Origin of the sequence: Nitrosospira briensis (assembly GCF_900115125.1) — a bacterium.
Classification (GTDB): Bacteria; Pseudomonadota; Gammaproteobacteria; order Burkholderiales; family Nitrosomonadaceae; genus Nitrosospira; species Nitrosospira briensis_A.
The window spans coordinates 1-14,190 of the sequence record NZ_FOVJ01000006.1 but is presented as its reverse complement, the minus strand read 5'-3'; the positions used below and the strand labels follow the sequence as shown (position 1 = coordinate 14,190).

The window sequence follows — 14,190 nt, the reverse complement described above, 5'->3', positions numbered from 1 at the left end:
TCTGAAGACGACCTTGGCCCTAGTACTGGGTATTTTGATGCAAGTAGCAATTGCGATGGAGCGCCGCTATGCGGATGGGTGCGCTCGAACGTACGGTCCCAGTCCCACAGCACGAAGTAATTGTGCACTGTGCTCTCGACGCGGCAGGGTCCTTGCGAGCGCCTGTTACTGACGGCCGGTCGATAATACGTAGAAGATGGCGTCCACTCTCAATTTTTTGAAATCGGCTCTTCCCAATTTATCTATTGAACTTGCACGCCCGTGACGCCTCCCAGTTCGACAGGCGCTGCGTTTGGGCCTGCCTTTAGAATCAATAATGGAGATCGGTTCATTGATAGGGACGATAGTTGATATGTCGATCGGACAGTTGAGCGAACTAATGCTCCAGCATATGGTGCTTATGAATCTGGTCGTGCCCGGTCTCATTTATATGCTGCGCCCCAAAGTGTCTCCTACAGTCTCCCGGAACTGGCACTTGGCCACAGCAACCCAATTGGCCCTGCTCTGGGGGTGGCATTCGCCGCCGGCACTCGGGGCGGCGATGTCCAATCCAATCATGATGCTTACCATGAACGCAAGCTTGACCGCAGCGGCTGCATGGTTCTGGCTGGCAATTTATGCAACGCGGGCAACCGGGCGCTGGCGCGCGATCTTTGCCCTGCTGGTCACAGGAAAGCTCTTCTGCCTGCTCGGTGCCCTGCTGGTCTTCGCCCCGCGCTCGTTATTTGGCGTCATGGTGCGCGGACTTGATGTTGTCCCCATGTCTGAAAGCCTCGCCGACCAGCAACTGGCGGGACTGGTGATGCTGGTGGTGTGCCCCCTGATCTATATCACAGCCGGTCTCGTATTGGCATCGCGTTGGTTTCTGACAATGGAAGCCGAGAGCCGTAGCGATGGCTGACGTTAAAACAGCGAAGGGGCACCGATCTGAGCGTCTGCGGCGGCTAGGTTCGGCGCTGCTTGTAGTTGTAGGGACACTGAGCGTCGGCGGCGCGATTTTCGTTGTTTCAGGAGTCTACAATGTTGCTGCCAGACGCGACCATTTGTCCATAACCAATTGGCTGCTTACCGTGGTGCGGGACCGCTCTATTGCGGCGGCCGCAAGCGGTATATCCGTTCCCGATCTAGTGGACGATAATCTGGCCGACCTCGGCGCCGAACACTATCGGGGTGCTTGTGCCGCATGCCATGGGGTGCCGGGGCAGGGCCCGCGTGTTGTTTATCAAAACATGCTGCCTACCCCGCCCGACCTGATCTCAGCGTACGAAGACTACAATTCCAGAGAGCTGTTTTGGATTATCTATAACGGACTCAAATTCACCGGCATGCCAGCGTGGCCGGGTGACGGGCGAAGTGATGAGGTCTGGACTTTGGTCGCCTTTCTCGACCGGCTGCGCCGGGAAGGCGCGGATAGTTATACCCAGAGCGAACGATCAAGAGTTTTGCCCATGAAGCTCGAAGTCGCCGGTGTGGCGATTCAACCGCTCGAAAACTGCGTGCGCTGTCATGGCGATGCACAATCCCCTCCTGTCAGCGACCGAGTACCGCGCCTTCACGGTCAATCGGAAGCCTATCTGACACGCGCCATTGAAAATTATTCGGATGGAATCCGTGAGAGCGGCATCATGGAGCCAATCGCCTTGGAAATGTCCACAGAGGAAACTGCGGCCTTGGCCCGTTATTACGCGTCCTTGCCATCGCCCCACATAGTGGCATCGGAAGACCCCAAAGCAGTAGTACGCGGACGGCGGATTGCAACTGAGGGATTGGCCGAAGGCGGCATCCCGCCGTGTTCGAGCTGTCACAAGGGGGACAATCCGCAGTTTCCCAGACTTGCTGGGCAATCCGCTACTTATCTCCGTGGACAACTGGAGCTTTGGCGCAGGGGGCTGCGGGACCGGTCGGGCTACGGCGCCATCATGGCCGTGGTCGCTAACCGTCTGAACGACGCGCAAATCCACGATGTCACCGCCTTCTATGCAAGCCAGCCCGCAGAGCTGGGCCGGGAGTCCGAGGTGCCCATCCGATGAGCAAAGGCCGGTTTCGGACGACCGTTGGCGCGGGCCTCCTGGTGCTGCTGGCCGCATGCAATCAGGAGCAATCAGCCTTCGCCCCCACTGGTGCAGAGGCGGAGAGAATCAACGTCCTGTTCTGGGTCATGACCATCGCCGGCGGCTTGATTCTCGTTGGTGTGATTGTGCTGAGCGCCGTGGCCATCTGTGGGCGCGAGACGTTGCGCGCGCGGCTTTCCGGCGAGCGCTTCATCAGGGGTGCCGGGATAGCTTTTCCAGTAGTCGTTCTAAGCATGCTACTGGTTTACGGCTTTGTGATCCTGGGCGCCGGCGCCAGCGCGCCCCCGTCGGATAATGAAATGCGCTTCGCCATTAGAGGTGAGCAGTGGTGGTGGCGTGTCACCTACTTCGATGCAGATGGCAACAGTTTCGAGAGCGCAAACGAGCTGCATGTCCCTGTCGGCCAGCCGGTGCGCCTGGAACTGACTACCGCAGACGTCATCCATTCGTTTTGGGCTCCCCGCCTTGCAGGCAAGCTTGACATGATCCCCGGACGAATCAATGTTCTCACCATAACCGCGACTGAGGAGGGGATTAGCCGCGGCCAGTGCGCCGAATATTGCGGCGGCGCCCACGCCTTTATGTCGTTCCATGTCGTGGCGCAAACTCCCGAAGATTTCGAGGAGTGGATGGCAAAGGAATCGGGACCCGCGGTCAAAAACGAGAATGAACGCGCCGCGCGGGGCCGAGAGTTGTTTCTTGATGCCGGTTGCGGAGGCTGCCACACGATCCGCGGAACTGCGGCGGCTGGCGCCATTGGCCCCGATCTCACCCACGTTGGAGGCCGCCACTCCCTCGCTGCAGCGACCCTTCCCAACGGCGCCGCAGCCTTTGCAGACTGGATCAGCAATAATCAGCACATCAAGCCGGAAAACAAGATGCCGCCATACAACATCTTCACTCAGTCCCAACTTGAAGACCTTGCCCTCTATCTGGAGAGCCTGAAGTAGCTATGTTCGACTTCGCCGAAGCCAATATACTCGTTAACCTCTCCATCTTCTCAGTTGCGGCGGTCATCGTCTGGTTTGCAGGCGCCCGCATCACCGGATATGCCAGTGCGATCAGTTCCAAAACTGGAATCCGACAGTCAACCATAGGCCTTCTGCTGCTTGGGGGCATCACCTCTTTGCCTGAGATCGGCGTGACGGTGACATCAACTGCAACCGGCGCGGCGGATATGGCGATCAACAATCTCTTTGGTTCAATCGCCGCGCAGATCGCCATTCTGGCAATTGTCGACCAGTTTATCGGACGCAGCGCACTGACCTCGGCTCTTCCCGATCTCACCGTCATACTTCAAGGCGGATTGAGCATCCTGTTGCTTTCCATCGTCGCGGCGGGGATGGTTGCGGGCGACACTTCCTTCCTGGGCGTTGGTGTCTGGGCCTGGGCGAGTGCCGCAGCGTACACCTTCAGTATCTATATTCTTTCCAAGTCGCAGAGCCGGAAGGCCTGGAAGCCTGCGAAGCGAGGCGAGGGCGATAAACGGCGCGACAAGCAACAGGCCGAGGCCGGAGAAGCCAACAAGGAGCTTACGGGTCGTTCGCTGCGCAACCTTATTGCCTGGATCGCCGGGTTGGGTCTCGTCATCCTGGTTGCCGGTTATCTGCTGTCACTGACCGGAGACGCGCTTTCAGAGCAAACGGGGCTGGGCGGAAGTTTCGTGGGGTTTGTGCTGCTGGCCTTTGCAACCTCTCTGCCCGAGCTAAGCACGGCGGTGACCGCTGCCCGCGCCGGTCTATATACCCTCGCGGTTTCCGATATTCTGGGCACCAACCTTATCAATGTTGGCCTGATCTTTGTCATTGATCTCATAGGCACGGGAGAGCCGATCCTGAATCAGACCGGAACCTTCGGTGTTTTCGGAGCCCTGCTCGGGATTGCGCTCACTGCGCTTTACATCATCGGCATGGCCGAACGCGGCGATCAGACTATCTTGCGCATGGGGCTCGACTCCGCCGCCGTGCTCGTTTGTTATTTCGCCGGACTGATCGTCCTATACTTCCTGCGTTGATCGAGAGCCCTTATGAATCAACAATACCCAGCAGAGCTGCCGAACAAGGGTCCACGTCCCAAAGAGGAAGTCGAGGAGCTCGAGCGGATATGGGCAACTCCGAAAGGCTTCAAACTGCTGACGGTGGTGAACAACACCGTCGTCGGCACGATTTATATCGGCGCAGCATTCCTGTTTTTTGTTCTGGCGGGAATTCTGGCGCTGCTGATGCGTACACAATTGGCGGTTGCGGACAACAATTTTCTCAGCCAGGACCTTTATAACCAGATCTTCACCGTCCATGGCACGACGATGATGTTTCTTTTCGCGGTCCCTATAGTCGAGGCCCTGGGGGTGATGCTGCTTCCCCAGATGCTTGCGGCCCGCGACTTGCCCTTCCCCCGCCTCAGCGCCTTTGCAATGTGGGCTTATATCATCGGCGGCCTGGTGTTCTTCTCCACGATCTTTTACGACATGGCACCCAAGGGCGGCTGGTTCATGTATCCGCCGCTGACCCTCACCGAGTATTCGCCGGGCAATAATGCCGATTTCTGGCTGCTCGGAATCGGCTTTATTGAAATATCGGCTATTGCGGGAGCCATAGAAATCATCGTTGGCGTTCTACGCACACGCCCACCCGGCATGACGCTGGCAAAGATGCCCATTTTTGCCTGGGCCATGCTGATCTTCGCCGCGATGATCGTGTTTGCCTTTCCTGCGGTCATTCTCGCCACCATGCTGCTGGAACTCGAACGCTCCTTCGGCTGGCCCTTCTTTACCGCCGCGCTTGGCGGTGATGCCTTGCTCTGGCAGCATCTGTTCTGGTTCTTTGGCCACCCGGAGGTCTACATCATTTTCCTGCCCGCGGCAGGCCTGGTTTCAATGATGATCCCAACCCTGGCGCAGACGCCGTTGATTGGCTACCGCCTGATTGTCGTCGCGCTGATCGCCACAGGCTTTTTCAGCTTCGGGCTGTGGGTGCACCACATGTTCACCACCGGTATTCCGGGGCTGAGCCTGGCATTTTTTTCAGCCGCAAGCATGGCGGTCGCCATTCCGTCCGGTATCCAGGTATTCTCGTGGATCGCCACTATCGCTGCTGGCAAAAGGCCGTTTCGCATTAATGTCCCGTCCCTGTTTATCCTGGGTTTCCTGTTTATCTTTGTACTTGGCGGATTGACTGGTGTGATGGTTGCGGTTGTGCCGTTCGATTTTCAGGCTCATGACACCTATTTCATTGTCGCCCACCTGCATTACGTGCTTGTGGGGGGCATGGTGTTCCCGCTGTTTGCCACCTTTTACTATTGGGCGCCTATGGTCAGCCGCAAGATGTTATCGGAACGGTTGGGCCGCTGGGCGTTCTGGCTGATGTTCATCGGCTTCAACACCGCATTTTTTCCCATGCATATAACCGGCCTTGCCGGAATGCCCCGCCGCGTCTGGACCTATTCGGGCTATCTCGGCTGGGATCTGCTTAACTCGATTTCGACAGCCGGCGCTTTCATCATGGCCACCGGGGTTCTGATTTTCATCATCGACCTCATACGCAATTTCCGCTTTGGCGGGGGTGGACCGGAAAATCCATGGAATGCGGGGACGCTTGAGTTTCTTCCCAACGATGTTTATTCGACCCGCTCGGTCCCCCACGTGACCAGCCGGGAGCCACTATGGGATCAGCCAGACCTGGCCCAGCAGGTGCGCGAAGGGCTGCACTATCTTCCCAATGCGCCCACCGGGGGGCGTGAAACCATCATCACCTCGGTCATAGAGGCCAAGCCGCAATACTTGATGCAGATGGCTGGTTCGAGCTGGACCCATGTGGCTGCCGCTGTCTTCACTGCAGGGTTCTTTTTACTGCTGACCATCAAGGCAGTTGCCATTGCCCTGATCAGCGGGGTGCTAGCCATCGTCTCCTTCATCGTATGGGGGTGGCAATTGGACAAGCCGGATCAAGGAGAGGTTGATATTGGCGGTGGGATCAGGCTGCCAACCTACATGACAGGCCCATCATCTCATAGCTGGTGGGCCATGGTGATCGTGATGCTGGTCGCGGCATCACTCTTTGTTTCTTACATCTTCTCCTATCTCTATCTCTGGATAGTTTCGCCGGAGGTCTGGGCGCCAGCCGGTTCTCCGGCGTTGCCCCCACTGACCTACCCGGTCAACTCCGCGATTCTCCTGGTTTTTGGCAGCGTACTGGTCTACAGGGCTGGAAAGCGGCTTCCCGCAGCGGGCCAGTTGCACTTGCCCCTGCTGACGCCTGCCATGCTGATACTGGCCGCCGCGTTTCTCGCTGGCTCGGTCGGTGTGGAGGTGCTTGGGCATTTGCGGACGGGACTCGACCCGTCCGCAAATTCGTACAGCGCCATGGTATACATGGGTTCATTTCTTACAGGACAGGCTGCTTTCGCCACGATTATACTTTGCGCCTTCGCCTGTGGCAGGCTTGTCTCCAAGCGGCTGTACCAGAAGCGCAGTGTCACGTTCGACAATGCGGCCCTTCTCTACTGGTACACCGCGGGACAAGGCCTGTGCGGTCTCGTCCTCATCCATGGCTTCCCGAGGGTGATCGGATGAGGCGCATGGGACCCAGGTCCAATCTCCAGGGCATGGGCACGCTGGTCTTCATTCTGGTTGGTCCCATTGTCTGGTCCGTGCATCTGACCGTGATCTATGGCAGCCAATCCCTGCTATGCGCGTTAAACCTGAGTGAAGACAGATCAGCGGGAAATGCCGCCGTCGTCACCATCATTCTGTTCGCAACCGCGGTGTGCATTGCGGCCGTTGGCTTTAGCGCTGTCCGTATCCGTTTCGTCCACGCCCTGATCGCGCGAGGCGACCCCCCTGCGGACCAGATGGGGTTTATCGTGACCATCATGCGCATTCTGGCTGGGCTTTCGATTCTGGCAATGTTTTATGTGGGTCTAGGCGCCGTCATCCTGCCCGCCTGTGACCAGTTGCGCTGAGTGCCAACCCTATCATCATGATTTATGCCCATTGCAGTCTATCTGCACTTTGGCAACCCGTTTTTGTCGGAGTACTTAGCTTGGCAGTGGTGGCAGCGATATGAAGCCGTCTTTATCCAGGTCTTTCGTACTACCCTGTTGCCTGGCTTGACTAATCGCCCCCCTCCTTGTTCTGGGGAGGCTGGAACGAATAGCTGCGATTCCACTCGGGATCGCTCCGCCCTTTGACCTGGGCGGACAGCATTTCCCGCGCACGTACGCGGAAGATGGGGCCCGCGTACCCCGTGTTGCCGGCCCTGCCAATTGTTCCTCTTCCAGCTTAGTCCATACAAGCGTCACAGCAAAGCACGCAGGTTATTCAGGACCTCCGGTTAATGTTGTATATCGCACGGAGTAGGGCCCGAACATCCCCTAGGGTTGGCTTTTGGTCAAAAAAACCTACCTAAGGAGCTTGATATGGACCAGTTTGAAAACAATAGTACTGCCGCCAGCAACTCCAGAGGTATGAGCCGAGAGCGAAAAATTATGCTGGGCCTGGTTGTTGCCCTGTTGATTGTAGCCGTAGGCATGTATGGCTGGAAAGTAGCCGCTGTGGAGGCGGTGGAGAATAGACTGGCCCAAGTCGAGGCGCAACAGGCAGAAGCGCACGCTCAACTGATAGGACAAGCAAAGCAGTTGGATGACCGCCGCGCCGAGGAAGCATTAAATCTGTTCAGCATCCCCTTCGCCTGGGCCGTTCGTCGGGAGCTTATAGCAGGTAACTTGAACCAGGTGGATCAGTATTTTGGCCAACTGGTTCAAATGAGGGGCTTCAAATCCGCCGTCCTGGCCAAGCCGGACGGCAAGGTGATCGTTGCCAGCGACCGCAAGAAGCTTGCCGAGACCTTCTCCAGCCTTTATCCCGATGTCGATCCGAATTCCAATGAAATCAAGTTAGAAAAAGTCGGCAATGAAATTTTTCGTGCAATTATTCCCATACTCGGCCTGAACAAGCATCTGGGCCTGGTGGTACTGGAATACATGCCGCCCGCCGCTCATCCACCGCAATAAGCAGCGATAGGCAAGCCGGCAAGCAATAAAAGCTTAACTGTAAACATTAAAAGACGACGGGAAAAGCAAGCTTTTTTTACAATCCTCATCGTCCGTTTTCGACAGGTGCTGTACTTAGTGACAGCTCCGCTACGATGGCCTCTCCTGGCTTGCCGGTGACAGCCTCTATGTCTCCGATGGTAACTTGCTTGGTGTCCACACCAGCTCTTCGCAGGGCCTCGGTGATCGATCTCGCGCGGCTTGCTCCTAGCGCTTCCAACTCGCCCCCAGGTAATGGCTCGAGTTCGACCAGGCGATCGAACATGGCCTCGTAGAACTCTCGGTCCTTGCTGCCCCGACCAAACAACCCGAGGAGCGGATTAACCCGATCAGGTTCCCTCCCTGTCCGTTTCTCGTATGTTTCAGAGAATTCAGCAGCACCACCTTCTGACCGCCTGGCAAGCAATTTCTCCAGGGCCTTTTGTATATCGGCGTTTCCAAAAGCAATGAAGTCCGGGTCTTCGCCCGCCTCGATGAGGATATCCGCCTCGGCCAAAACGTCTCGACGCACATACTGGCGCCGCAGACTTCTTCCATCGAGCTTGACATCATATGGCCCGTGTACCACTAGCGAGACTTCAGGCCGTTGTTTAATCGCCTCGGCAAGGATATCCAGTTGCTCGCGCTGGGAGGGTTCTATATCATCTCTGCCAGGCTCGAACTCCACTCTTCTCAGTTCCTCCGTATCCTCCGAACCCGCGAGACGTGCAAGGAGCCGGAATGGAGAAGTAACGATGCGGCGCACCGTGGTTGCCAGTGCAGTACGTATAACCAAGCCATAATCAAAACTGGGACTACCCACATCCCCTCTCACAGGCACCGCAAGGTTTATCCTGTCATTTGGCCCCTTCAATAGCGCAATTGCAAGGTCAAGGGGGAGGTCGAGTGCTTCGGATGCCTCCACCCGCTCGCCCAGCTTGAAATCTGCGAGCATTATCTTGTTCTCGCCCAGCAGCCTGCCCTTCGCAATCTTGTAATGCAGCGTAAGCCAAAGCTTGCCCGCTGCGATCCTACGTCCGGCAAAGGTGGCGGAGTATGGCGAAAGGGGAGGCATTTTTATATTTTCAAAATTTGCCTCAATATCCAGGAATTTTTTGGGGTCTCTTGTTAATAGCGTTCCTGCAGCCTTCGCTTCCCCATAGTCCTCTACCTGCCCGCTTAATCTGATTTCCGCACGGCTTTGGGGTGCGGTTGAAATTCCTGCGACAATACCTTCGAGCCTGGTTACATGAGTCGAGAAAGGCAAAATAAGGCTCTTGTCAGCGAAGTCGAGCGAGCCCTGCTCAATCCGCACCTGGGCGATTTCTGCGGGAAACAAGATGTCCTTCTGGTTTCTTCCTGCCGTCTCTGGCAGCACTTCACGTGTCTGGCCTTTAGATGGATGCTTCGCCTCGGCATTGTTTTTCAGCACTTGGGCAAGATTCATATTCATTTCCTCGTCAATGGCCACCTTCACGGCGGGTTCGTGAAGGTGGACTTCCCTGATCGAAAGACGGTTCGGACCAAGGCTCAGGTTGAACTTCTGGGCCATGAGCGCTTTCCATGCGATCAGCCGCTCGTTGGTGTCAGTCTCATTTAACTGAAAGTCCTGAATGCTCGCGCTACCTGCTGCCGTTATTTCCGGAGCGGCGCCAGCGTGATAATCAATCTCGGTCGCGGCGACGAGGCGGCCGGATGCAAGGCTGGCCGCCGCATAGCGCGCCACCACTCCCCGCAAAGGTTCAAGCGGCACATTGGCATCGAGTTTGACACTCGCTTGCTTGAAATCCTGTTGAGCGCTACCGCTGCCGTTGATGACTCCTTTGCCATTGACTTGCATTTTGGCGGTAAAAACGACAGGTTTTTCAACAGAGTTATCAATATTTTCTGCCGCCACAGAGATAGCGTCGACATCATAGGCGACCGCAGGCTTGTAAGTCTCGTCGGTAAGCTGCGCGCTGAATTGCTTCAGTTCCAGGGAGCCAATCCGGTATTTCCAGGCGCGCCCCACGCTTTCTGTGAAGGCGGGGTCCATGGAAGAATGGGATTGCGAATTTTTTTTTGGCCCTTCGACCGCCACTAGGCGTAACAAGCCGTCGGGACCGTCGAAGCCCCGGGTTAATGTGATGCCCCCTCCGCTTACGTTAATGCTCTCAGCCATGATGTTCTGGGCTTCAGTATTAAGGCTGCCACCGCTCAATTCGAAAGTTCCCAACGTTGCGAGTGGGGCAGCATCACTGGAAACGGACAAAATTGCGACATCCTCGATTGATAGTTGAACGGCTTGTGCCGCCACTTGTGGAGCCTCCATTACATTGCTCACGTCCAGCGTAAATTTGCTGCCCAGGTTGCCAACCCTAAAAGCCAGTGGTGGCGACAGGGTGTGATCTGCGTAAGCAAGCGCAACGTTTTTAAGATCCACGTGCTCAATATGCATTTTCCATGGCAAGATGTGCCTCCCAGCCAAATCAGAATCACTGGCATGATCACTGCGGGAGTCGGTACCTGGGTCCACTGTCGCTGGCGGTTTTTTCAGCGCGCTTTGCCAACTCATCTGCCCATCGCTTGCACGACTGGCACTCATCCTTCCGTCGGAAAGGCCAAAAACCGGGATCGTAATTTCCTTGTCGTCAAGGGAAAAACGAGCATCATCAATGTGTACGCTGCGCAGCTCAATCAGCGACTGGCGACTGTCCGTCTGAGTGACGGCGAGGTTGGACAGCTGTATCGTAATCTTGCTCAAGTCGAGCGAGGCCTTTTCCTGCTTGTAGGAAAAATCGTAACTTGCCTTGATACCCATTTCTCCCAGCGGCTTGGCTATTTGCAATTTCTCGCGAAAAAACTGCCATATATCGGCCAGCTTGAGTTCATGCAGCGCCAAGTGGCCGCTTGAAGCCAATGGATACAAGGTAATGTTCCCCTTCCATGCGAGAGAACTACCGCTCCCCGATTTTGCTTGCAGGACATACTGTCCTTCCTGATCCGGAATGGTGCTCAAGCCAGTGAGAACCATGTTGATTGGGGAAAGGACTGTATCTACCGGTTTCTCGCCCGAAAAGTCACTGAGGCTTATCGCCGCATTGCTTATCACCAAATGCTCGAAAAGAATCCTCGTCGGCGTTTGCGGAGGCTCCTCAGGGCTCTCCAGACGTTCGATAAGCTCCGTTACATTTAGCCTGCCCTCGCGGTCAATTTCGAGTGCCAGGTCGAGTCCTTCGGTGCGGATGTCGGCGAATCTCCAGTCCCGGGTGAAAATGCTCGATAACTCGAAGTCAATATAAAGCCGCCTAAACTTCACCAAGGCGTTCTTGGCGGTTTCCCCAAGCTTAAAGTCGGATATCTCAACAGTGAATAGATAGGGATTGATGCGGATATCGCCCACCCTTGCATCCTGTCCCACACGCTGTTCCAGATAATTCGGAAGGGCACGTTCGAGCCAATATGGCAAAGCAAGAAAACCAGCCAAGGTGTAAACAAACAGCAAAACGGAAGCAACCCCTACTGATCTTCGGAAAGCGGTGTGAGCAATAATCCTTTTCATATGCGGGATTAAATCCAAATTACTCGGAAATAATAGAATGACTCAAAGGAGGAGCAGCTTCCGATGATTCCTCAAGCTCGCATCGTAAGAGGGTGACGGCGATCAGGCGACAAGCAAGCAAAGGTGGTCGGGGCTGAGCCAAAGCTGGGAGGAAAGAGCTCGAGGCATAAGTTTTTGTTATCCTAGACCTGCCAACAGCCGGGGTCTGTTCGATAGGGAACAGAAACAGTAACGCGCAAGGGCCCTAGCATTACTCCTGTATCGGGCATTCAGAGTAGACGGCAAGACGCTTGCAATAACTGAAAATACTGATAATTTTTTTGATGTTATAGTATCTAGTGTCTCAGGCGATGACGTAGATGCGGTGCATCAATCAAGGCAATAACTTGCGTTACTAGAGCATTATCCGCGCTGAAGGATACGCTTTTGGAAAACATTATCAGGTTGGTCGGGCCTAACCGCGCGGTGGAGATACTCGGCGTCCGCCTGGTTGGAGTCAATGCCGAGAACGGCATAAAGCTCCTCTTTACCCTCGTTTTTATCGCGCTCATACTTCTCCTCGGAAAGCTCCTCCGAAGCTTCATATCTCATGCTTTGCATGGCCGGGATGAGCGCTTGACGTTCTGGATTCGACAAGGCATTGCGCTCGGCACAGGCTTGCTCCTCATCCTTGGCCTTGTTTCCATCTGGTTCGATGACCCGACGCGACTGGCGACCGGGATCGGACTTGTTACCGCCGGTTTGGCGTTCGCTTTGCAAAAGGCGGTTACTGCCGTGGCTGGCTATTTCATCATCCTGCGCGGAAAAACTTTTAACGTCGGCGACCGCATCACAATGGGCGGGGTGCGCGGGGACGTCATCGCTTTGGGGTTTATGCAAACCACAATCATGGAAATGGGTCAGCCACCACCCGTACAAAAGGCTGATCCCGCGATGTGGGTTCAAAGCCGCCAGTATACGGGCCGCGTCGTCACCGTCAGTAACGCACGTATTTTCGATGAGCCGGTTTACAACTACACCAGGGAATTTCCGTATCTTTGGGAAGAAATGAGTGTTCCGATCAGGTTTAATGCGGATCGTGACCGTGCCGAACGCATTCTGCTGGACGTGGCCGACAGGCGAACCGTTTCCCTCAGCTCTCTTGGCCAGGAGGCGCTCCAGGAGATGCAACGGCGCTATTTTATGAAGTCGGCAGACATGAAACCGAAGGTATATTATCGCTTGACAGATAATTGGCTGGAACTAACCGTTCGCTTCATCGCCGAGGATCATGGCATTCGAGAATTAAAGGATCAGATGAGCAGGGACATTTTGAGGGCGTTGGAGGAGGCGGGCATTGACATCGCCTCGTCGACGTATGAAATCGTCGGTTCGCCGCTGGTTCGTATCAAGCAACAAACTTAGTCTCGTGGTGCAGGCAAGAATCGCGGTCGAAGCTGATCTGCTAGAAGGGAAAGAGGCAATGACTGAAATCAAGCTGGAGCATCTCTTCTTCCACGGATGGGATAACTTGAGTCGCACGCTAATCGTCGGAGTGCTGGCTTATGTCACGCTGGTCATCTTCTTGCGGATATCGGGAAAGCGCACGTTATCGAAGATGAATGCGTTTGACTTGGTTGTGACTGTTGCCCTTGGCTCGACTCTGGCAACCATCCTGCTCAACAAGGATGTTGCGCTGGCCGAGGGTGCGCTCGCCTTTGCCTTACTGATCGGGATGCAATTCATCGTCACCTGGTCTAGCGTAAGGGTGCGTTGGGTGCGCAGACTAGCCACCGGGGAACCTCACGTACTGCTTCTCCGCGGCAGGTTTCTTGCGGCGGCGTTACGGTATGCTCGCGTTACAGAGGATGAAGTTCGAGCAGCAGTCCGGGCGGCCGGATTTCGTGACCTGGAAGCTGTAGAAGCGGTTGTGCTGGAAACGGATGGATCATTCAGTGTCGTGGGGAAAGATGCCCGGAGTGTTTCTTCCCCCAGCCTTACAGATGTAAAAGCGGCAGGCAAATAGTCAATAGTCAGGCCTCTATTGCATTACTGCGTCGCGAAACTCAATAACCGTACTGGATCAAAAAGCCATCGGGTATCTATTGAATGCCAACCTGCGTGAAGAAAAGTAGTTGCCGGCATAAACCGGTTCTCCTCATCGAGGGCGAATGATATGGTGCGGAAATGCTTTTAATTACTGCGTTTGCGAGCCAAGCTATGAGCCGGGGCAACTGACCATCATCGAGCGAAAATTATCAAAGAATCCCATTTTCTCGGACATATCCGACGCTTTTCCCGGCCGCAATAAATTTATTCTGGTCTCGAAAATTCTGGTTGTCGAAAATGGTAGGGTTAGTTTTCGGCCCTGTCTTTAGACTCTGTATCCTGTTTTCACAATCGAAGCCGAAAGGCCCCACCATTCGGCCAAGGCTAATTGGGCCAGTCAGCATCAGGCTGTCGCCTTAATCGCTCCGCCTTGAATATTGCTTGGATCCTCCGGTAATCCCCTGACCCTACCCCAATAAACAGCATCGTTTAAAAGTAGAATTTCCGGCATGATTTTCACCT

Annotated in this window: 10 protein-coding genes; 9 read left to right on the top strand and 1 reads right to left on the bottom strand. The window is 55.3% G+C overall.

What is annotated here, in order from left to right:
- The first annotated feature begins 316 nt into the window (after nucleotides 1-316).
- From BMZ14_RS11355 to BMZ14_RS11320, 7 genes are all read left to right on the top strand, one after another.
- Nucleotides 317-901 (top strand): cytochrome c oxidase assembly protein, encoded by a 585-nt coding sequence (locus BMZ14_RS11355; RefSeq protein ID WP_083396770.1) that lies wholly within the window; start codon nucleotides 317-319, stop codon nucleotides 899-901.
- Complete coding sequence (locus BMZ14_RS11350; protein WP_074797644.1) at nucleotides 894-2,030, top strand: c-type cytochrome; 1,137 nt, start codon at nucleotides 894-896, stop codon at nucleotides 2,028-2,030. Before BMZ14_RS11355 ends, BMZ14_RS11350 begins: the two co-directional genes overlap by 8 nt.
- Entirely contained in the window at nucleotides 2,027-3,022 is a 996-nt protein-coding gene (locus BMZ14_RS11345) for a cytochrome c oxidase subunit II (protein ID WP_074797641.1), read from the top strand. The genes BMZ14_RS11350 and BMZ14_RS11345 overlap by 4 nt, the downstream gene beginning before the upstream one ends.
- A gap of 2 nt (nucleotides 3,023-3,024) precedes the next feature.
- On the top strand, nucleotides 3,025-4,086 hold the full coding sequence (locus tag BMZ14_RS11340) for a sodium:calcium antiporter (RefSeq protein WP_074797640.1): 1,062 nt from the start codon (nucleotides 3,025-3,027) through the stop codon (nucleotides 4,084-4,086).
- Between the two features lie 12 nt (nucleotides 4,087-4,098).
- Nucleotides 4,099-6,642: a cytochrome c oxidase subunit I gene (gene ctaD, locus BMZ14_RS11335; RefSeq protein ID WP_074797638.1), complete on the top strand. Its 2,544-nt coding sequence runs from the start codon at nucleotides 4,099-4,101 to the stop codon at nucleotides 6,640-6,642.
- A gap of 5 nt (nucleotides 6,643-6,647) precedes the next feature.
- Entirely contained in the window at nucleotides 6,648-7,031 is a 384-nt protein-coding gene (locus BMZ14_RS11330; RefSeq protein WP_074797636.1) for a hypothetical protein, read from the top strand.
- A gap of 456 nt (nucleotides 7,032-7,487) precedes the next feature.
- Nucleotides 7,488-8,081 carry a hypothetical protein gene (locus BMZ14_RS11320; RefSeq protein WP_074797634.1) on the top strand — a complete coding sequence of 198 codons (594 nt, stop codon included), beginning with the start codon at nucleotides 7,488-7,490 and terminating at the stop codon, nucleotides 8,079-8,081.
- Between the two features lie 85 nt (nucleotides 8,082-8,166).
- Here the strand turns inward: BMZ14_RS11320 and BMZ14_RS11315 are convergent, their stop codons facing one another.
- Nucleotides 8,167-11,640: a DUF748 domain-containing protein gene (locus BMZ14_RS11315; protein ID WP_074797632.1), complete on the bottom strand. Its 3,474-nt coding sequence runs from the start codon at nucleotides 11,638-11,640 to the stop codon at nucleotides 8,167-8,169.
- Nucleotides 11,641-12,066: 426 nt separating this feature from the next.
- Between BMZ14_RS11315 and BMZ14_RS11310 the strand changes: the two genes are divergently transcribed.
- Nucleotides 12,067-13,044: a mechanosensitive ion channel family protein gene (locus BMZ14_RS11310; protein ID WP_218145028.1), complete on the top strand. Its 978-nt coding sequence runs from the start codon at nucleotides 12,067-12,069 to the stop codon at nucleotides 13,042-13,044.
- 58 nt (nucleotides 13,045-13,102) lie between these two features.
- Entirely contained in the window at nucleotides 13,103-13,645 is a 543-nt protein-coding gene (locus BMZ14_RS11305) for a DUF421 domain-containing protein (RefSeq protein WP_143071983.1), read from the top strand.
- Nucleotides 13,646-14,190: the final 545 nt, after the last annotated feature.

What these genes read in the sequence shown, in the direction of transcription:
- BMZ14_RS11355 (WP_083396770.1), top strand. Translation starts at nt 317, where the DNA reads ATGGAGATCGGTTCATTGATAGGGACGATAGTTGATATGTCGATCGGA.
- BMZ14_RS11350 (WP_074797644.1), top strand. Translation starts at nt 894, where the DNA reads ATGGCTGACGTTAAAACAGCGAAGGGGCACCGATCTGAGCGTCTGCGG.
- BMZ14_RS11345 (WP_074797641.1), top strand. Translation starts at nt 2,027, where the DNA reads ATGAGCAAAGGCCGGTTTCGGACGACCGTTGGCGCGGGCCTCCTGGTG.
- BMZ14_RS11340 (WP_074797640.1), top strand. Translation starts at nt 3,025, where the DNA reads ATGTTCGACTTCGCCGAAGCCAATATACTCGTTAACCTCTCCATCTTC.
- ctaD (WP_074797638.1), top strand. Translation starts at nt 4,099, where the DNA reads ATGAATCAACAATACCCAGCAGAGCTGCCGAACAAGGGTCCACGTCCC.
- BMZ14_RS11330 (WP_074797636.1), top strand. Translation starts at nt 6,648, where the DNA reads ATGGGACCCAGGTCCAATCTCCAGGGCATGGGCACGCTGGTCTTCATT.
- BMZ14_RS11320 (WP_074797634.1), top strand. Translation starts at nt 7,488, where the DNA reads ATGGACCAGTTTGAAAACAATAGTACTGCCGCCAGCAACTCCAGAGGT.
- BMZ14_RS11315 (WP_074797632.1), bottom strand. Translation starts at nt 11,640, where the DNA reads ATGAAAAGGATTATTGCTCACACCGCTTTCCGAAGATCAGTAGGGGTT.
- BMZ14_RS11305 (WP_143071983.1), top strand. Translation starts at nt 13,103, where the DNA reads ATGACTGAAATCAAGCTGGAGCATCTCTTCTTCCACGGATGGGATAAC.